Source organism: Rhodanobacter sp. FW102-FHT14D06, assembly GCF_043950705.1.
Taxonomy (GTDB): Bacteria; Pseudomonadota; Gammaproteobacteria; order Xanthomonadales; family Rhodanobacteraceae; genus Rhodanobacter.
Map to the genome: position 1 here is coordinate 1,174,126 of NZ_CP170722.1, position 20,330 is coordinate 1,194,455.

General features: G+C 68.9%; 12 protein-coding genes. 1 reads left to right on the forward strand and 11 read right to left on the reverse strand.

Translation table 11 applies throughout. From position 1 onward, the window contains the following. Position 1 precedes the first annotated feature (1 nt). The 4 genes from ACFCQI_RS05505 to ACFCQI_RS05520 form a co-directional block, all read right to left on the reverse strand. Positions 2 to 7,222, reverse strand: a complete 7,221-nt coding sequence (locus ACFCQI_RS05505; protein WP_395120378.1) for an amino acid adenylation domain-containing protein — start codon at positions 7,220 to 7,222, stop codon at positions 2 to 4. Positions 7,223 to 7,502: 280 nt separating this feature from the next. Beyond that, complete coding sequence (locus tag ACFCQI_RS05510; protein ID WP_395120379.1) at positions 7,503 to 8,285, reverse strand: hypothetical protein; 783 nt, start codon at positions 8,283 to 8,285, stop codon at positions 7,503 to 7,505. 44 nt (positions 8,286 to 8,329) lie between these two features. Further along, positions 8,330 to 9,253, reverse strand: a complete 924-nt coding sequence (locus ACFCQI_RS05515) for a cupin-like domain-containing protein (RefSeq protein ID WP_395120380.1) — start codon at positions 9,251 to 9,253, stop codon at positions 8,330 to 8,332. An 83-nt stretch (positions 9,254 to 9,336) separates the two neighbouring features. Beyond that, entirely contained in the window at positions 9,337 to 10,176 is an 840-nt protein-coding gene (locus ACFCQI_RS05520; protein ID WP_395120381.1) for a TIGR04325 family methyltransferase, read from the reverse strand. A gap of 121 nt (positions 10,177 to 10,297) precedes the next feature. Here ACFCQI_RS05520 and ACFCQI_RS05525 point away from each other — a divergent pair, with 121 nt between their 5' ends. Then, positions 10,298 to 10,990, forward strand: a complete 693-nt coding sequence (locus ACFCQI_RS05525) for a J domain-containing protein (protein ID WP_395120382.1) — start codon at positions 10,298 to 10,300, stop codon at positions 10,988 to 10,990. A 93-nt stretch (positions 10,991 to 11,083) separates the two neighbouring features. On the opposite strand, the gene ACFCQI_RS05530 is transcribed toward ACFCQI_RS05525, so the two are convergent. The 7 genes from ACFCQI_RS05530 to ACFCQI_RS05560 all read right to left on the reverse strand — a co-directional run bounded on the left by ACFCQI_RS05530 (position 11,084) and on the right by ACFCQI_RS05560 (position 20,198). Then, positions 11,084 to 14,062, reverse strand: a complete 2,979-nt coding sequence (locus tag ACFCQI_RS05530; protein WP_395120383.1) for a hypothetical protein — start codon at positions 14,060 to 14,062, stop codon at positions 11,084 to 11,086. A gap of 221 nt (positions 14,063 to 14,283) precedes the next feature. Continuing rightward, complete coding sequence (locus ACFCQI_RS05535; protein ID WP_395120384.1) at positions 14,284 to 15,684, reverse strand: TIGR03013 family XrtA/PEP-CTERM system glycosyltransferase; 1,401 nt, start codon at positions 15,682 to 15,684, stop codon at positions 14,284 to 14,286. 306 nt (positions 15,685 to 15,990) lie between these two features. Next, the gene (locus ACFCQI_RS05540) at positions 15,991 to 16,878 is read right to left on the reverse strand and encodes a cytochrome c oxidase subunit 3 (protein WP_395120385.1); all 888 of its coding nucleotides are present in this window, start codon (positions 16,876 to 16,878) and stop codon (positions 15,991 to 15,993) included. A gap of 110 nt (positions 16,879 to 16,988) precedes the next feature. Beyond that, on the reverse strand, positions 16,989 to 17,120 hold the full coding sequence (locus tag ACFCQI_RS05545; RefSeq protein ID WP_395120386.1) for a hypothetical protein: 132 nt from the start codon (positions 17,118 to 17,120) through the stop codon (positions 16,989 to 16,991). 20 nt (positions 17,121 to 17,140) lie between these two features. Further along, the gene (gene ctaD, locus ACFCQI_RS05550) at positions 17,141 to 18,757 is read right to left on the reverse strand and encodes a cytochrome c oxidase subunit I (RefSeq protein WP_395121266.1); all 1,617 of its coding nucleotides are present in this window, start codon (positions 18,755 to 18,757) and stop codon (positions 17,141 to 17,143) included. A gap of 62 nt (positions 18,758 to 18,819) precedes the next feature. Continuing rightward, positions 18,820 to 19,743 carry a cytochrome c oxidase subunit II gene (gene coxB, locus ACFCQI_RS05555; protein ID WP_395120387.1) on the reverse strand — a complete coding sequence of 308 codons (924 nt, stop codon included), beginning with the start codon at positions 19,741 to 19,743 and terminating at the stop codon, positions 18,820 to 18,822. A gap of 14 nt (positions 19,744 to 19,757) precedes the next feature. Beyond that, positions 19,758 to 20,198 (reverse strand): DUF2244 domain-containing protein, encoded by a 441-nt coding sequence (locus tag ACFCQI_RS05560; RefSeq protein ID WP_395121268.1) that lies wholly within the window; start codon positions 20,196 to 20,198, stop codon positions 19,758 to 19,760. Positions 20,199 to 20,330 lie beyond the last annotated feature (132 nt).

The window sequence follows — 20,330 nt, forward strand, 5'->3', positions numbered from 1 at the left end:
ATCAACTTGCCTTGGTGTAGCTGCCCGGTTGCCCGGGAACCTGCACGAACCACGCCGGACGCCCGTCCGGTTCGCGGCCGATGCGCGCGCCAGGCAACGGCGGCTGGCGCGCGTCCATCACGTTGCGGGCGGTGGCGGTGCGCCGCGGCAGGAAGTCGGCCTCCTGCAGTTCGATCACCGAATCCTTCCAGGCCTGCGTGATCTGCCGGAAATCCGCCTCGCTGTGCGCGGAGGTGAAGAAGCAGGGGAAGTTGTCCAGGATGTGCACGCCGCGGCTGCGCATCATCGCGAACAGCAGATCCTGCAAGGGATGATCTTCCAGGAACTGGGTCTTCCAGAACGACGCGAAGTGCTTGACCGCGATCGGCGCCCCGACTTCGTCGCAGAACGCGTTGAGCTCGGCGGCCATCGCCGTGGTGCGCGCGTTGAGCCGCTCCTGCAGGCCGGCGCCCTGCTCCTTGATGTGTTCGAGCACCGCCTGCGCCGCCGCCAGCGCCAGCGGGTGGCGCACGAAGGTGCCGGCGAAATAGGTCACGCCCACGGTCGGCACCGAGTCGTCGCCGAACTGCCAGCTGCCGCCGTCGAGCGCATCCATGAACTCGCGCTTGCCGGCGATCACGCCGATCGGATAACCGCCGCCGACCACCTTGCCGTAGGTGGCGAGGTCCGCCTGGATGCCGAACAGCGCCTGGGTGCCGCCGGGATGGACGCGGAAGCCGGTGACGATCTCGTCGAAGATGCACAGCGTGCCGGACGCGGCGGTGATCTTGCGCACCTCGCGCAGGAAATCGACCGGCTGGAAGTCGGGCCGCCGGCTCTGCACCGGCTCGATCAGCACGGCGGCCAGCTCGTGCGCGCGCGCGCGGATGATCTCCAGCGATTCCGGCGTGCCGTAGTCCAGCACGATCACGTTCTCCGCCGTGTTGCGCATGATCCCGGGCGCGGCCGGCACCGCACGCAGCTTCTTCGTGCCGCGCACGATCACCTCGTCGATGATGCCGTGGTAGGAGCCGCTGAACAGCACCACGGTGCTGCGCCCGGTGACCGTGCGCGCGACCCGCAGCGCACCCAGTACGGCTTCCGAACCGGTGTTGCACAGGGCGGCGCGGTCGTGTCCGGTGACCTCGCACACCAGTCGCGCCACGTCGCCGGCGAGCGGATGCTGCGGGCCGATCTCGTAGCCGAGGTCGAGCTGGCGGCGGATGGCCTCCAGCACGAAATCCGGCTGCCAGCCGAACAGGCTCATGCCGAAGCCGTTCAGCGCATCCACGTATTCGTTGCCGTCCAGGTCCCACAGGCGCGAGCCCTTGGAGCGCTCGACCACCAGCGGGTAGACGATCTCCTTGGTCAGCGGGCGGAAGCCGTTCACCACGCGCGGGTCGGCCATGTGCGGGCGCTGCGCCTCGGTGTACTGCTTGGACTTGCGCGACCGCGCGACGTAGCGCTCGATGAAACGATCGAGCCGCTCGCGCTGGTGGCGGGACAGTTCCAGCTGGCCGTTGTCGATGCGCGCGATCGCGCCGAACGCCTTCTTGACGTCGTAGCGGGTGTGCGCCAGCGCCGCTTCCTCGTCGCGATCCGCGCTGGTCGACACGGGTGCTGCCGCCGGTGGCGTCGCCACGCTGGCCGGTGGTGCTGCTTGCTGTGCGGGCGCGACGGGTGCGGCGGCGCTCGCCGTTCCCCCGAGCAAGGCCAGCTGCTGTGCCATCAGTTGCATCTGCTGGTCGATCACGTGACGCACGTAGTCGTTGCCGCCCGCTCCCGCCGTCGGCAGCGCCGGCACGGCAAGCGTTGGCGCGGCGAGCGTCGGCGCAGCCACGGGGGCGGCGACCGGCGCGGCAACTGGCGCCGCCGTCGGCGCGTCCGGCGGCATCTGCTCGTCCAGCAACGCCGCCAGCCGGTCCAGGCTGGCGTGGTCGACCATCAACTGGCGGAACGTCACCTTGACCGGGAACACGCGCGACAGGTGCAGCGCGACCTGGGTCAGCATCAGGCTGTCCAGTCCGAGCTCGATGAAGTTGCTGGTGCTGTCGGCATCATCCAGTTCGATCCCGGTGATGTCCTCGAACACTGCCTTGAGCTGGTTCACCAGCCGGGGGCGGCGATCGGCGGGCGTGGCGACTTGCGGCATGGGGGCTTCCTCGGCCGCGGGCGCGGCGGCGACGGGTGTCGGCATGACGAACGATGGCGCCGGCGACGCGGCCGGCGCGGCGTCCAGCCAGCAACGCTGGCGTTCGAACGGATAGGTGGGCAGGCACACGCGGCGACGGCGCGCACGATGGTCGAGTCGAGTCGGATCCAGCGCCACGCCGCAGCACCAGAGCTGGCCCGCGGCCTGCAGCAGTGCGGCGCGCTCCGCGTCCGCCGCATCGGCCAGGCTGGGCACGGCGACGATGCGCTCGCGCGCGGCACCGAGTTGCTGCCGCGCCAGCGTGGTCAGCGTGTGGCGCGGCCCCACTTCCAGCAGCACGCGCGAGGGCGCGTCGAGCACCTTCGACAGCGCGCTGGAGAAGCGCACCGGCACGCGCAGATGCTGCGTCCAGTAATCGATCGAGCCGGCCTGCGCGGGATCGAGCCAGTCGCCCAGCGCAGTCGACACCAAGGGCAGCTGCGGGCGGCCCAGTTCGACGGCGGCAAGCGCCTCGCGGAACGGCGCCAGCACCGGCTCCATCATCGCCGAATGGAAGGCGTGCGAGGTCTGCAGCAGGCGCGCGGCGATGCCGTCGGCCTCGAGCGCCGCACGGAAATCCTCGATCGCGCCGGCTGGGCCGGCCACCACGCAGGCGCCCGGTGCGTTCTCCGCCGCCAGCGCCAGATCGGCTGGCAGGCGTGCCTGCAGCGCATCCAGCGGCAGCCGCACCGACAACATCGCGCCCCGCGGCTGCGCCTGCATCAGTTCGCCGCGTCGCGCCACCAGCGCGATCGCGTCGCGCAGGTTGAACACGCCGGCCAGCGTGGCCGCCACGAATTCGCCCACGCTGTGGCCGATCATCGCCGCCGGCGTGAGGCCCAGGCTCATCCACCACTGCGCCAGCGCGTACTCGATGGCGAAAGTCGCCGGCTGCATCACCGCCGTGGGCAGCAGCGCCGCCGGATCATCGGCGAACACGCGCGCGGCGAGATCGAAACCACCCTGCTCGCGCAAGGCCTCGGCGCAGGCGTCGAATGCGTCGCGGAACACCGGCTCGCCGGCATGCAGCGCGCGCCCCATGCCCGCGTACTGGGCGCCCTGGCCGGGGAACAGGAACACCACATCGCTCGCCTGCGCCGGCGTGCTGCGCGCCGCCGCAGCGGTTTCCGCGCTGGCCAGCTGCGCGCCGGCACGGTCAGCGGAGTCGGCAACCACCGCCAGTCGATGAGCGAAGGCCTTGCGTCCGACCATCAGGGTCCATGCCACGTCGGCAAGCTCGAGGTCGGGTGCGGCGTCCAGATGCGCGCCGAGCCGGGTAGCCGCCGTGCCAAGCGCAGTGGCCGTGCGCGCCGACAGCAACAGCAACTGCGGACCGGACGCCGGTTCGGCCGGCACCGTGGCCGGCGCCTCCTCCAGCACCACGTGCGCATTGGTGCCGCCCACGCCGAACGAACTCACGCCCGCGCGGCGCGGCACGCCGGGCGCGCTGGCCCAGTCCTGCAAGTGATCGTTGACCACGAACGGCGAGCGGGCGAAGTCGATTGTCGGGTTGGCCGCGGTGTAATGCAGGCTCGGCGGAATCCGCCGCTCGGCCAGCGCCAGCGCGGTCTTGATCACGCCGGTCGCGCCGGCGGCGATTACCAGATGGCCGACGTTGCTCTTGACCGAGCCGAGGCGGCAGAAGCCGGTGTCCGGCGTGTCGCGGCGGAAGGCCTTGACCAGGCCCTCGACCTCGATCGGATCGCCGATCGGCGTGGCCGTGCCGTGGGCCTCCACGTAGGAGATGCTGCGCGCGTCGACGCCGGCGTTGCGCTGGGCCATCGCGACCACCGCGGCCTGGCCCTCGCTGCTGGGCGCCATGAAGCTGGCCTTGGTGCCGCCGTCGTTGTTGATCGCGCCGCCACGGATCACCGCGATGATCGGGTCGCCATCGGCCTGTGCGTCGGCCAGCCGTCTCAGCAGCACCACCGCCGCGCCATCGCTGAATACCGTGCCGCGTGCCTCGGCGTCGAAGCTGCGCGTATGGCCGTCCGGCGACAGCATGGCGCCATCCTGGAACAGGTAGCCGCTGCGCGGCGGGCAGGTGATCGAGGCACCGCCGGCCAGCGCCATCTCGCACTGGCCGTTGCGCAGGCTCTCCATCGCCTGGCAGATCGCCACCAGCGAGGTGGAACAGGCGGTATGCACGCTCACCGCCGGGCCGGTGAGGTCGAGCTTGTGCGCCACCCGCGGCGCGATGAAATCCTTCTCGTTGTCCAGCATTACCTGGAACGCGCCGAGCTTCTCGACCTGGCCGGGATGCGCGCTGACGTGATGCTGGAAATAGGTCGCGTTGTACATGCCGGCGAACACGCCGACCGGACCGTCCTGCGCGCCGGGCGCATGGCCGGCGCGTTCCAGGCACTCCCAGCACAGCTCCAGGAACAGCCGCTGCTGCGGATCCATCAGCTCCGCCTCGCGCGGGCTGATGCCGAAGAACGCGGCGTCGAACATCTCCACGCCGTCGATCACGCCGCGCGCGGGCACGTAGGCCGGGTCGTCGCGCAGGCTCGCCGGGATCGACGGGTCGAGCTCGCCCGGCGCGAAGCGGGTGATCGACTCGCGTCCCTCGCACAGGTTCTGCCAGAAGCTCTCGATGTCCGCGGCGCCGGGGAAGCGGCCGCTCATGCCGATGATCGCGATCGGCTCCGCACCGGCTTGCGCGCCGGCGGCACGCGGGCGGGCGAGGCGCGCCGGTTCGATGCCGTCGGCGCCGGCGTGATCGCGGTGGCGGGCCAGCGCCAGCGGCGTGGGATCGCGGAAGAAGGTCAGCACGTCCAGCGCGGCATCGCCGTCGCGGCGCAAGCGATCGATCAGCCGCACCGCCAGCAGCGAGCTGCCGCCCAGCTCGAAGAAGTTGTCGTGGCGGCCCACCTTGTCCAGCGCGAGGCTGGTGGCGAAGGCGGCGCACAGGCGCGTCTCGGCTTCGCCCACCGGGGCTTCGTAGGTCGTGGCCAGTTCCGGCCGTGCGCTGCCCGGCGCCGGCAACGCGGCGCGGTCGAGCTTGCCGTTGGCGGTGACCGGCAGCGCGTCCAGCAGCACCCACGCGGCCGGCAGCATGAACTCCGGCAGTTCGGCAGCCAGGCCGCGGCGCAGCGCCGGCTGGTCGGGGCGGGTGGCGGCGGGGACCACGTAGGCGACCAGGCGCTTGCCCAGCGGCGGATCATCGCGCAGCACGACGGCGCAGGCGCGCACGCCGGGCTGGCGCAGCAGCGCTGCCTCGATCTCGCCGGTCTCGATGCGGTAGCCGCGGATCTTGACCTGGCCGTCGCGCCGGCCGACGAACTCCAGCACGCCGTCGTCGCGCCAGCGCACCAGGTCGCCGGTGCGATACAGGCGACCATCGGCTGCGCCGAACGGATCGGCCACGAAACGCTCGGCGGTCAGCTGCGCCCGTCCGAGGTAACCGCGCGCCACGCCGTCGCCACCCACGTGCAGCTCGCCGACCACGCCCGTCGGCACCAGCTCGCCGGCGCGATTGAGCACGTACACGCGGGTGTCGGCGATCGGCCGGCCGATCGGCACCGAGCGCGCGTCGGCCGGCAGGTCCCGCGGGATCGGCCAGGTGCAGGTGAACGTGGTGCACTCGGTCGGGCCGTAGCCGTTGATGATCTCCACGCCGGGCAAGGCCGCCAGCGCGCGGCGCACATGGTCGACCGACAGTGCCTCGCCACCGATCAGCAGCTGGCGCAACCCCTCCAGCCGACGCGGCGCCTCGTCGACCACGGCGTTGAACAGCGACGAGGTCAGCCACGCCGTGCCGACCCCTTCGCCGGCAATGGTTGCGGCCAGGCCGGCAGCGGTGGGGATCGTTTCGGGATGGACCACCACGCGACCGCCGTTCAGCAGCGCGCCCCAGATTTCCAGGGTCGACGCATCGAAGCCCAGCGGTGCGGCGTGCAACATGCGCGTGTCGGCATCCAGCCGCACGTAATCCACGCCGCACACCAGCCGGATGATCGAACGATGGGCGATCGCCACGCCCTTGGGCGTGCCGGTCGAGCCGGAGGTGTACATCACGTAGGCGAGCGCATCGCCGTCGACCACGGGCAGCGGCGCGTCGTGCGGCACGGGTGCGGACTCGACGACATCCAGCGCAAGGCACGCCACTCCATCGGGCAACGGCAGCGTAGCCGCGACCGATGCGACCAGCACCATTCGCGCACCCGCATCGGCCAGCGCAAACGCCAACCGCTCCGGCGGGTGGCTGCGATCGAGCGGCAGGTAGGCCGCGCCGGCCTTGAGCACGCCGAGGATTGCCACCAGCGCCCCCGCCGAACGCTCCAGCGCGACGCCGACGATGTCGCCCGGCACGACGCCGGCATCGAGCAGATGCCGGGCCAAGGCGCGGGACCGCTCATCGAGTCGGGCATAGCTCAGGGCGTGCCCGCCCTCGACCACCGCCGGTGCATCCGCATGCGCGGCGGCGGTGCGGGAGAACAGCGCGGGCACGCTGTCGCCGCGGTGTCGCGGCACCGCGGTGTCATTCCACTGCACCAGCAAGCGCTGGCGTTCGGCCGGGGCGAGGAGATCCGGCTCGGCGTCAGCTTCGTCGAGCAGGCCCGCCCAGGCGCGCTGCACGCAACCGGCCAGCAGCTCCACGCTCGCTGCCGTCAGCGGGCGGCGCCAGCGCAGTTCGAGGGCGATCGCGTCGCCGAAATCGAGGCGCCAGGTGGAGAGCGCGGCGGCGGCGTCCGGCAACGCTGCCTCCTGCAGCACCATCCACGCCACCGTGACCTGGGCGGCCGACCCGCGCGCTGCGGACAGCACGCCCTCCAGCCATGCCTTGCGTGGCGCGTCGCGGGGCACCGGCACGGTCAGCTGGCGGGTGCATCCGGCCTGGTGCAGCGTTGCCACGGCGGACTCGGCGCCGGTCAGCTGCGCCTCGACCCGCGCCAACGCGGCCAGCAGGGTCAGCGCCGCGCGCTCGGGATCGGCCGCGTGCAGCGCCGCCACGCAAGTGGCCAATGCGCCGTCGAGCGGCACGCGGCGGCTTTGCCAGGTTTCGTCATCGGCAGGCGCGATGCCCGGCAGCACGTCCAGCAACGACATGCCGTCGTCAATTGACACTGGATTGGATGCCGCGCCCACCACCCCTCCTGGTCGGGCGGCGATGACCGCCACGACACGCGCCGATCTCCCTCGGGCAGGATGCGCGCGATTCGCGAGGCACCGCGGATCGGCCGGCATCTGCCCAGCGAAGCCGCCTGGGAGCACCCGCTCATCGCGTCGTCTGCCAAACCAGCCTCTGGACGACAAGATTAGCGCAGAACCGCGTCGAACTGTGCAATGGGGCACGCCATTCAGACTGACTGCGTGCTATGCAGGTGGACTATGGCGCGGCGGACTGGAACGCGAACAGCCACAGGATCGCCCGCTGGCGCGGGCTGCCGCTCCAGCTCACCCGGTAGGTGCCGGCACGGTCGACCTGACGGTACGCCACCGCGCATTGCACGCCGCTTATCGGCGGCAACTGCAGATAGCTGTCGATCACGGTGAAACCGTTGTCCGGCACGGCGCTCATCTGGCGTACGTTGCCGTCGCCCCACCACACCGCGATCAACGTGGCCGGCCCGGTCGTGGTGACCTCGCCGCTGGTCACGCTGAAGCGGTCGGCCGGATCGGAGAGCATGCCCTCCACCGTGCGCTTGAGCTTGCCCGCGATGCGCTGGACCAGATTGGGCGCGGGGTAATTCTGGGCGAAATCCTGCAGCACGCCGGCATGGCGTATTTCCACGAAGGGGATGGTGATCTCGCGCTCCGGCTCACCCGGCTTGTCGATGCTGACCGTATGGTGCCGGCCGCCCGGGCCGGCCAGCGACACGTAGGCCTTCACGTCGAAACGGCCCTGGTAGCCGTCGTAGATCGCGGTTGGGCCCACCTGGGTCCAGTGCCGCCCATAACTGTCGGTCGGCGCCGCCGCGTTGCTGGCGAAGCCGCCATTGAGCACCAGCAACGCACTGCCCGCCGGCGCGGTGTCGAGCGGCGCGGTCACGGCGGGACTGCGGCCGCGATGATCGGCCTGCGCCAGCAAGGTGTGGGCGCCGAGCGTAGGCGGCGCGGGAGGAGCTGGCCGGTCGACGCCGGCTGCGGTCAGCGGAATGCAGGCCAGCATGAGCACGCGCCAGGCCCGGCGACCGCCGCGTCGCCGGCCGGACATCACGAGTCGCCAACCTTGGCGTACGGTGCGGCGTCCGAATCGACGGACGCGCCGGCCAGTCGCCGCGCCAGCCGCTTGCTGCCGATGTAGAGCCCGCCGGCCGCCAGCGTGGCGGCGTCGAACAACGGGAAGCGATCCACCGCCGGCGGCACCCAGCCCAGCCGGCGCAGCATGTCGTGGGTGCGATGCAGGAGGGAGTTGCGCCGGGTCGCGCGGGTGTAATAGGTGAAGCTCATGGTGATCGACGGGCCATCGCCGTTCTCGACCATGTGCGGACTGGTCGAGGGCATGTAGGCGCCCATCCCGGGTTCCAGCTCGAACACCTGCGCACGCTCGCGATACTCCTCGCGCCACTGCAGCAACTCTCGCGAATGGGTGCGATGGAAGCGGTCGCGCGCATGCTCGCTGACCACCTGCGTGTCGCGATGGTCCCACACGTAGATCCGCTTGCGGCCGTGCACCTGCAGGATGAAGTTGTGTTCCTTGTCCATGTGGAACGGCGTCACCGCCCGCGGCGAGGTGAGGAAGATCCAGCCGGCGCGATAGCACATGCCCGGGTCGACCGCCTCCACCTGCGGCCGGACCGAGTCGAGTACCTCGTCGACGACGGCGCGGTACTGCGGATCGGATTGCACGTTGAGCAGCGAAGTCCACGCCGCGGCATGCTCGATGTCGCTCAGCGTCGCCTCGACACCCTTGGCGTTGGGATGCAACCGGGGTGCTTCGTTGAACGACGTGCCCGCAGTGGCATCGCCGCTGTGCGAGCGCACGCGGCCACGCGCTTCCAGCCGCTTGCCCAGCTCGACCAGGGCCGGCAACTGCAGCGCGGGGTGCGTCGCCAGATGATGCCGCACGCCCTGTATCCGCCAGGGATCGAACTGATCCCAGGCGACTTCCAGCCACTTGGACGATGGACCCGACATGCCCCCTCCCGCGACCCGCCGGCCGCAAGCTGCGCCGCGGAATCGAAGCGGCAGTGTGCCCCGCGCCCCGGCGCCCCGCAAGCTCAGTCGCGACGGAAGCAGAAGCCGTGGTAGCGGTCGACCGAGCAGGCCGGCTCGAACGGAATGCGCATGTGGCGCTCGGTCGTCGACCAGTGGTCGACCACGCGATAACCGGCCGCCGCGAACTCCTCGATGAAGGCGCCCAGCGCGGTCACCCTGTACGGGCAGTTGGCGATGCCGACCCGGCGCCGGGTGACACGTTGCAGGGTCACGAAGCTGCGCTCGGGGTGCAGCGGCGTCACGTTGACCAATACGTGGCGCGGCGGCGCGCGCAATGGCTGCAGCAACTGCGGCAGCGAGTAGTCGAGGTACTGCAGCACGCCGCTGCAGAGCAGCACGTCGCAACCGTCGGCGTCCTGCGGAGAGTCGGTGAAGCCGAGCTTGCCGGCGCCATCCTCGCGCTCGGCCAGCGCGCGCCCGGCCGCGACCACGGCGGGCACGTCGTGCACCAGCCAGCGCAGGTCATCGGGATACGGCAGGTGGTGGCGGAAACCGAAATAGCTGGTGCCCACGTTGCCGCCCAGGTCGAACAATTTCCGCGCGTCGCCGGCAAACAGTCGCGAGAGCCAGAACAACACCGGGTAATCCACGATCTGCACACGCTCCAGCCGGTCGGCGTAGAGCTCGCCCGATTGCGGCTGGTCGTAGCTGGTCGGCAACGATGCCGGTGCCCCGGCACGCGCCGCCTCGACACTGGCAAACACGCCGCCGTAGGCATTGCCGGGCAACACGTCGCGGGCAAACAGGTGGCGATAGACCGGCCGCGCGAGCAGACGCACCCCCGGCAATTCCGCCACGCCCAACGCCACACCCCGCAAGCTTGCAGTCAGGCCCCTGGCCATCGTCGCCTCCCGCCGTTTTCGGTGCGTCACGCTAGCACGAGGCAGCGAGGGTGCGCCGCGGCCGCGGCGTCCAGCAGGTATAGTTCCGCACGGCAGCCGGTGCACGGATGGTGCGCGGCACATGGCCCGGCTTGCGGCATTCAAGGGGAAGCACGACGTGGCGCGCGAGACCGATTTTCTCGACCTCTACCGCTTGCTCGGTCTCGAACCGGGTTGTGGCCTGGACGAATTCAAGCACGCGTACCGGCGCCGGGTGTCGGTGCTGCACCCGGACCGTCGCGACGAGGATTCGCGCGGCGTCGCCGCGCAGCGGCTGCAGCAGCTCACCGCGATGTACGGCATGGCGATGGAGTTCCACCGCACGCATGGCCGCCTGCCCGGCGCCGCGGGCGTGCGGCCGTCCCAGCCGCCGAGGGGCGAAGCCGGGTCGGCCGCGGCGACGCAGCGGGTACTCGCGACACGGCGGCGTTCCCGTCGCTGGTTGTTGCTGCCGGCCGCTGCCATTGCGGCGTGGTGGCTGTGGCCGGGCGAACCGCCCGCGCCGCCCGCGGCCCCGCCCGCCGAAACCGTGCAGCCGCCGACGCATCGCGCCACGGCGACAGCGCCGGCGGAACGGCCGGCGTGGGGCCTGGGCATGGATGCCGCCAGCGTGCGCAGCATCGAAGGCGAACCCACGCTGATGGCCAGCGACCAGCGCTGGGAGTACGGCCCATCATGGGTGCGCTTCGAGAACGGCAAGGTGGTCGACTGGTACAGCTCACCGCTGTACCCGCTGCATGTGGCCGCGCACAGCAGCCCGCCGCAGGGCCAGTGAACGCGCGACACGCCGCACTCGCCCTGATCGACCGCGACCACCGCCCGGAGGTGCGTCTGCCGCGACCGGTGCGAACGCCGGTCGCGGTCCGGCTCAACCGCCGGGCTTGTACGGTGCCGGAAAGCCGGGAACCGGCAGCGCGCTGATCGGCACCGGGACGTAAACCGGCGTCGGCGGTGGCGGCGGGTTGCCCTGCACCGTGCCGTCGGTCGTCACGTAGAAGCTGAGTACACCCTTGTGGCTGCTCATGGTGGTGCCGCCCACGCTGATGTTGACGTTGCGCAACCCGGCGTTGGCCGAGGTGGTCACCGTGTAGCCGGTGTCCGGGAGCAGGTCGGTGACCACGTGGTAGGCCGACAACGGCTGCACTCCGTAGACGAGGTTGCCGCTGAGCGCGGTGCCGGGGGCGCCGCTGCTGCTCACCACCACGGCGTTGCCGTCGCTGGCGAGCAGTTCCACCCCGACGATGCCGCCCTGGCTCACCGTCACCGGGCTGGCCGTGGCGACCTTGGCGGCGGTGCCGGACAGGTCGAACACGGTCAGCCATCGCTGGCTGGCGCTGGTGTCGGGCGGGCGCACCTGCACCTGCCACGCCTTGATCGGGTTGTCGCCCGGATACATGCCGACCGTCGTGGTCTTGTTGCCGGTCGGCAGCACGGTGGTCATCGCGCCCACGTACTGGCCGTTGTAGCTGACGTCGAAGCGGTGCTGTCCCGCCGGCGCGCTGCCCGCGGCCGGGTTGGCCGGGAAATGCCAGGCCAGGTACTGGTCGTAGCCAGTGCTGCCTTCGGTGGTGCGGTCGTAGACGACGAAACGGTTCGGACGCAGGTAGACGACTTGCCGCGACCATGCCGACACCGCCGGCCCGGCGGAGAAGGTGCGGTACATGTCCTCCAGGTGGGTAGCCAGCATGTAGACGTAGCCGTTGCCGTCCTCGTACGCCGACACCGCGGTGCGCACGCCATCGTCCTCGGTGGTATTGGCCTCCTGGCCGAAACGCTGCGCCACCGAGCTGCCGCTCATGCTGCGCACGTAGAAGATGTTGTACAGCTGCCGGTTGCCGCTGTACTGGGTACCGTCGAGGTCGCCGTAGTTGTCGTTGAAGATCTTCGTCTCGTCGGCGTTGCCGCCAGGCTCGTGCACCAGCCAGCCGCCGGCATTGACCAGCAGCGGCGAGCCGCCGCGCACCAGCGCGAGGCTGCCCTGGTCGAAGAACTCGTGCCCGGCGGCGGGGTTGTTGGTGTAGGGGCCGGCGCGGAACGACATCCAGCTGGCGGCGGTGGTCCAGTCCGAGCGTGCCGCGACGGCGTTCATGCCCGGCGCGAAATAGGACAGCGGCAAGGTGCTCAGCGCCGCCTTCGGCGCATTCGGATCGATCGCCAGGAACTGCAGCCAGGCCGGCGCATCACTGTACCCGCCGGTGGCCTGGTCGACCGCCGCGAGGTACTGGTTGAACACCGCGACCTTGGGCGATTGCCAGTAGCTCAACGCACCGATGATCTGCTGGAACATGCCGACCGGGGTCGTGCCCGGCGGCGGCGAGGAGGGATCGCCGTTGGAGTGGTTGTCGTCGCGGTCGTCGAAGTAGACCAGCGACGGCCAGGTGAAATGCATCGAGTAGTCGGCACTGTCCACCGGGAAGGTATACGGCGCGCTGGCATGCAGCAGGTCCTGCCCGGTGGCGGTCTTCACTTCGCGCGCGGGCAAGCTCATGTTGAGGATGCTCAGCGGCGCGTAGTTGCCGTAACCCTCCGGCCAGCCGCCACCGAGCATGTGCAGGCGATAGTACGGCTGCACTCGCGCGCCGAACTGGTTGCCCAGCCAGTCGGTCCACTGCGCCGGCGCGCTGGGATTTTCGCCGTAGGTGGCCAGCGAGATCACCGCCTTGGCGTGGAAGTAACCGGCGTAGTAGTTGCCGATGGGATTGCCATCGTAGGCAAACGAAGCACACCCGCCGGACTTTTCCCACGCGGCGATCCACGCGTTCGCGGTGGTGTAGATCTGCGTGCGCTGGGACGCGGTCAGCAGGTCGTAGACCCAGTCATAGCCCAGGCCGTAACCCACGCCGTAGAAGCGGATGCCGTAACCGCTGTCGGTGCACGGGTCCCAGCCGTTGCTGCCCGGGTAGGGCATCGACATCTTCATCAGGATGTCGACCGCCTTGGCGCCGTAGGGTGCCGCGGCCGCCGCATTGCTGGACTTCAGCACCTGGTAGCACATGCCTTCGGCCAGCAGCGCCGGCAGATAGGATTCGCCCTGGTAGCCCGAGCCGAGGTTCGGCTTGTCGGGGTACTGGTTGCCGGTGGGATACGCCACCGTGCCGCCGATGTAGGAATCGCAGGTGGCTTTCAGCGCCGTCCATTGCGGCGTGTTCGCCGCCGCGCGCTGGCGCAGCGCCGTCAGCGTGGAGGAGTCCAGAAGCAGCCGTGGATGCGCCGCCAGCGTCACGGCTTGCGGTCGCACCGGCACGGCGCTGAACGCAGCCGCCCGCGGCGCGCCCTGCACCGCGGAGGAATCGCGGCCGATCGACCCGGTCAGCCCGGCTGGCACACCGACCGCATGCCTTGCAGCGGTGCTGCGGGAGGAGGCACCGGTGGCCGCCACCAGCGGCTGCACACCGACAACGCCACCGGCAACGCGGGGGAGGACCGGACGGGGCGTCGCTTCGGTCGTGGTCGCGCGGGCGCGCGGCGCGTTCGCCGGCGGCGCCACCGCGGCAGCATCGACCCGGGTCGCGCGTCGGCTCGTCGCCGCCGCGATGGTGGGGGAGACCCTGGCGTCAGCGGCATTTCCGAGCTTCTCCGCGGCAAGCGGCGAAGGCCTGGCGGGGGCCGCCGGCAGCCTGGCTGGCGCCGGCGCGGCGGCCATCGGACGGTAGGTCAGCGGTCGCGGTTCGTCATCGCGCGCCAGCAGCAGCGATACCGCAGTGAACAGCAGCATCAGCATCACGCCGCCACCGAGCAGTGCGGTACGCGTGCGTTGCGCGCGCAATGATGACGGAGCGGGCATCTCGCCGCTGCCCCGGGTCGGTGCTGCAGGCCTGTTCGGCGCAATCTGATCGGTACGGGACATGGGGGGAATCCATAGGTAGGCCGATGCCAACGACCCAGCCTCGCCAAGCCGGCGGCTTGAGCTGGGTAGCTGATTATCCTGAATGCCCCGTGCCCGGAAAGCGTATCACCACACAATGCGGCGTCATAGCTGGCCCGGCAGCCATGACGCGCCAACCACGCCGCAGGTCCGGAAGACGGGTTCAAGCTTGCCGGGCCGGCCGGCCCGGAGGGAACCGCCAATCAGCGTGCGCCGCGGCGGAACAGCACCACTTCGACCGTCTGGAACAGGATCAGCAGGTCGAACAGCAGGTTGTGGTTCTTGACGTAGTACAGATCGTACTTGAGCTTTTCCTCGGCATCGGCCTCGGACGCGCCATACGGATAGCGCAGCTGCGCCCAGCCGGCCAGACCGGGCTTGAGGCAATGACGCAGATCGTAGTAGCGGATCTTCTGGCCAAGGTCGATCACGAATTGCGGTCGCTCGGGCCGCGGGCCGATGAAGCTCATCTCGCCCTTGAGCACGTTCCACAACTGTGGCAGCTCGTCCAGGCGCACCTTGCGCGTGAAGCGGCCCACCCGGGTCACCCGGTCGTCGTCCTTGTTCGCCCAGCGCGCGATGCCGTCCAGCTCCGCGTCGGTGCGCATGCTGCGGAACTTGATCAGCTGGAACGTCTTGCCGCGCGCGCCGACGCGCTCCTGCCGGTAGAGAATGGGCTGGCCGGCACCGGACTCGATGCGGATGGCCAGCGCCACCAGCAGCATCAGCGGCCAGGTCAGCAGCAGCACCACCGCGGCGATCAGCAGATCCGAGCAGCGCTTGCTGAAGCGGCGCAGCGGAGTGGCATCGAAGCCGCCGGAGAACACCAGCCAGGAGGGATCGGTCAGCGACAGCTGCACGCGGCCGGACTCGCGTTCGAAGAAGGTCGCCAGGTCGGTCACGTCGATGCCGTTCTGACGGCACTCCAGCAGGTCGCGCATGGGCAGCCCGCCGCGCCGGTCGTCCACGCCGACCACGATCTCGTCCACCTGGCGATGCAGCGCCCAGTCCACCAGCGAACCCTCGGGGCGCACCAGGGACATCGCGCCGACCTGCACCTCCTCGCCCTCGCGCGGCACGAAACCGAGCACGTTGAAGCCGATCCGGTCGGCGTGGCGGCGCATGCGCGTCTGGATCTGCGAGGCACGCTTGCCTGCACCCAGGATCAGCACCCGGCGCTGGAACACCACCGCGTCCACCAGGCGCAGGAACACCAGCCGGAAGCCCATCATCAGGGCGAAGGACAGCAGCAGCGCGATGGTCAGCACGCCGCGGCCGACATAGGCCTGCGGCAGCAGGTAATACATGATGAATACGCCCACGCCACCGAGCACGAAACCCACGCTCTGGCGCGCCAGCACGCCGAACCAGCTCGTTCGCATGTGCGACTGGTAGTGACCCAGGGCGACCATCGCCAGCAGCATGATCACGGCGAACGCCAGCGAGCGCTCGGGCATGTGGTGGGAGAACTGGGCCAGATCGGCAGGCCGATTGAAATAACGCAGGTACATGGCCGCGTTGAGCGAAAAGCCCAGCAGCACCATGTCCACAGCCGCCAGCAGCAAGAGCCAGCGGTTGGCTTTACGACGCAGAAAGCGAAACATCTCCATCCCCCCAACCCTTGCCACTCCAACCAGCATGGCGAACCGACGGCGCCGCTTGGCGCTCGTCCCCGCCTGGCGGCGGGCCTGCACCTATACACTAAACTTGTACCGGATACAACCACATCCGTCACAAATTGATGGCTGACCGGCTACGGTTCGGCAGGTTCGGCAGGCAGACAGCACGGCATGCCGGCGGCCACCGCAGGGGGCACACCACGCCAGGCTCCACACCCGCCCACATTCCGGCGCCCGGAAACGAACCGGCCCGCCAGTGGCGGGCCGGTGCATGCGAGTGCGGACCGACGCTCAGAGGATGTAGACGAACATGAACAAGCCCAGCCACACCACGTCGACGAAGTGCCAGTACCAGGCCACCGCCTCGAAGCCGAAGTGATGATCCTTGCTGAAGTGACCCTTCAGCACGCGCAGCCAGATCACCGCCAGCATGATCGTGCCCAGGGTCACGTGCAGGCCATGGAAGCCGGTCAGCATGAAGAAGGTCGAGCCGTAGACGCCGCTGCCCAGGGTGAGGTTGAGCTCGTGGTAGGCCTCGATGTACTCGTGCGCCTGGAAGTACAGGAAGGTGGCGCCCAGCAGCACGGTCAGGCCCAGGAACAGCAGAATCCGGCCGCGATGCCCGGCGCGCAGGGCGTGGTGGGCGATCGTCACGGTGACGCTGGAGGTCAGCAGGATCAGCGTGTTCAGCAACGGCAGCCCCCACGCAGGCACCGTTTCGAACGCCCCGCCGATCTTCGCCGGACCATTGCCGCCGTTGGCACCCCAGGCCGCGGTGTAGTCGCTCCACAGGAACTGGTGGGTCAATACGCCATGGCCTTCGCCACCGAGCCACGGCACCGAGAACATGCGGATGTAGAACAGCGCACCGAAGAACGCACCGAAGAACATCACCTCGGAGAAGATGAACCACATCATCCCCATGCGGAACGAGGTATCGACCTGGTGGTTGTAGTCGCCGGCCAGCGATTCGCGGATGACCGAACGGAACCAGCCGAAGAACATCCCCAGCACGCCGATCACGCCGAGGACGAACACCGATTTGCCGAAACCGGTCGCACCCGGCTCGGCGTTGAGCCAGTGCCCGGCACCGAACATGAAGATGAACATGACGACCGCGGCGACGATCGGCCAGTAGCTCTTGGCCGGTACAAAGTAAACGTCGTGTTGCTGACCCATGCTGAGACCCCGTGGATTTCTCTTGATGACTCTGCCCCGCCATGCCGCTCGGGGACCTGCCTGCCGGTCGTGCCGACCCGGGTAATTGAAGTGGAAAGGTGCTGGCGCGGTTATTTCATCAGCAGGATCTGCAGGAACGCCAGCAGATAGAAGCCGATCACCACCGCGACCAGGATCTTCACCGTGCGGCGCACGCCGCGGCGCTGGTCCGCGGCGTGGATGTCGTCAACCGGCTGTGTCATTTCCACGGCTTCCCCGCCGATCAGGCGTGCACGTTGCCGTGCGCCAGCTCTTCGTCATGGATCACCGGCGGCACCGAGAAGGTATGGTGCGGCGCCGGCGAAGGCACGGTCCATTCCAGTCCCTTGGCGCCTTCCCACACGCGGTCGGTGGCCTTCTTCCTGGAGAAGAACACGCAGTGGATCACCACGCCGAGGAAGATCAGCTGCGAGGCACCGAACAGGAAGCCACCGATCGAGCTGACCATGTTGAAGTTGGCGAACGCCACGTTGTAATCGGGGATGCGCCGCGGCATGCCGGCCAGGCCGAGGAAGTGCTGCGGGAAGAACAGCACGTTCACGAACACCACGCTGCACCAGAAGTGCACCTTGCCCCAGAACTCGCTGTACATGTTGCCGGCCCACTTCGGCAGCCAGTAGTAGGCCGCCGCAATGATCGCGAACAATGCGCCGGTCACCAGCACGTAGTGGAAATGCGCCACCACGAAATAGGTGTCCTGGTACTGGAAGTCGGCCGGCACCAGGGCCAGCATCAGGCCGGAGAAGCCGCCGATGGTGAACAGGATGATGAACGCGATGGCGAACAGCATCGGGGTCTCGAAGGTCATCGAGCCGCCCCACATGGTGGCCACCCAGTTGAACACCTTCACGCCGGTAGGCACCGCGATCAGCATGGTGGCGTACATGAAGAACAGGTCCGCGCCCAGCGGCAGGCCCACCGCGAACATGTGGTGCGCCCATACGATGAACGACAGGAACGCGATGCAGGCGAGCGCGAACACCATCGCCTTGTAGCCGAAGATCGGCTTGCGCGCGAAGGTGGGCACGATCTCCGAGATGATCCCGAACGCCGGCAGGATCATGATGTAGACCTCGGGGTGGCCGAAGAACCAGAACACATGCTGGTACAGCACGGGGTCGCCGCCGCCGCCCGGATTGAAGAAGCTGGTGCCGAAGTACTTGTCGGTCAGCAGCATGGTCACCGCGCCGGCCAGCACCGGCATCACGGCGATCAGCAGGAACGCGGTGATCAGCCAGCTCCACACGAACACCGGCATCTTCAGCAGGTCCATGCCCGGCGCGCGCATGTTGAGGATGGTGGCGATGATGTTGATCGCGCCCATGATCGAGCTGATGCCCATCAGATGGATGGCGAACACCACGTAGGCCAGCGAATCGCTCTGCAGCGACAGCGGCGGATACATCGTCCAGCCGCCGGCCGGTGCGCCGCCCGGCGAGAACAGCGTGGACAGCATCAGCAGGAAGGCGAACGGAAGAATCCAGAACGACAGGTTGTTCATGCGCGGCAGCGCCATGTCCGGCGCGCCCACCATCAGCGGGATCATCCAGTTACCCAGGCCCACGAACGCCGGCATGATCGCGCCGAAGATCATGATCAGGCCGTGCATGGTGGTCAGCTCGTTGAAGAAGTACGGCTGCACCAGCTGCAGGCCGGGCTTGAACAACTCGGCGCGGATGGTCATCGCGAAACTGCCGCCGATGAAGAACATCGTCAGCGCGAAGATCAGGTACAGCGTACCGATGTCCTTGTGATTGGTGGACATGCACCAGCGTTGGAAGAAACTCTTCGGCGCGCCGTGGTGATCATCGTGCTGATCATGGGTGGCTGCGTAGGACATGGCCATGCACCTCTAACCTGTAATGGAATGCGACTGCAACGAAAACGCGGATGGGGTCGGGCTCAGCCCGGCGGAGTGGTCGCCGCGGCAGTGGCCGCCGTGCCCGCGTCGATCGGCGCGGGGGGCGGCAGGGACTTGCCGGAAGCGGCTTCCTGCTCGGCCAGCCACTTGGCGAAGTCCGCCTTCGACTTGGCCACCACCACGATCGGCATGAAGCCGTGGTCCTGGCCGCACAGCTCGGCGCACTGGCCGCGGTACGTGCCCGGCTCCTTGATGTTGGTCCAGGCCGCGTTGACGATGCCGGGGATCGCGTCGAGCTTCCAGCCCAGTGCCGGCACCCACCACGAATGGATCACGTCGCCGCCGGTGATGATGAAGCGGATCTTGGTGTCGACCGGCACCACCAGCGGCTTGTCGACGTTGAGCAGGTAGGTCTGCTCGTCGCCCACCTTGACCGCATACGGGTCCATGCCCGAATCGAGCTGGCGGGTGTCGTCGCTCTGCTTGTCCAGCCTGGACATGAAGCCGACCTTGTCGATCGGCTTGCCCATGTAGCTGACGTAGTCGTAGCGCCACTTCCACTGGTAGCCGGTGACTTTCACCGTCATCTGCGAGCCGGTGGTATCGGCCCAGCTGGTGAGGCCGCCGGTGGCGAGGTAGGCCAGGGTGATCAGGATCAGCACCGGAATCGTGGTCCAGACCACTTCCAGCACGGTGTTGTGCGCCCACTTCTCGGCCACCGCGCCGCGCGATTTGCGGAAGCGGAACATCGCGACGAACATGGCGCCGAACACCAGCACGCCGATCACCACGCAAACCCACAGCGAGATGTTGTTCAGATCGTAGGGGACGTGCGACCAGGTGCTCGCGCCGCGCTCCATGTTCAGCTGCCATGGATGCGGATTCGCCTGCACGGCACCGCCGAACGTCGCAAGGGCAAGGCCCGCCGTCGCCATGATTGATCGCCTGATCCCGCCAGATGTCATGTCTTGCACCTTTGTCATTGCTGTTTGCGCCACGTTCCGGTCGAGCCGGCCAGCAGCACCCTGAGTCGCTTCGCCAGCTCGACGCGTTCCGTTGCCGCCAGAAACGCGCCGATCTCCAGATCGCGGCCGTGCGATGTCAACACCAGGCGTCCATTGCCGGTATCCAGCCGCACGCGCACCCAGCAAGACTGGAAGCGAGTGCAACGCCGGCCCGGCAGCGACTGCACCTCCAGCGACGATTCGTCGAGAGTGATGCGCTCGCAGCGGTCGCCGGCCCGCCAGGCCACGCTCAACGCGATGGCCATGGCGGCGGATTCCACCAGGGCAAACAGCGGAGCAAACACGTTCCCCTGCCACGCCCCCAGTTCTGCCGTTGTCAGCGCCAATGCCACCAGAACCACGATCAGTCGACGCAGGCCGCGGCGGCTGAGCGAGCGATTGGGCTTGAGCCACATCGTCACGCAGGGCAAGCCGGCGCTGGCTGGTCGAAGCACGATCATGGAGATCCGGCGTGCCTGGAACTGCCGGAATGATAGGCCGCGGCGGCGCAGTGGGCAAGAATGTCGCACCCGATTGACTTCGATCAA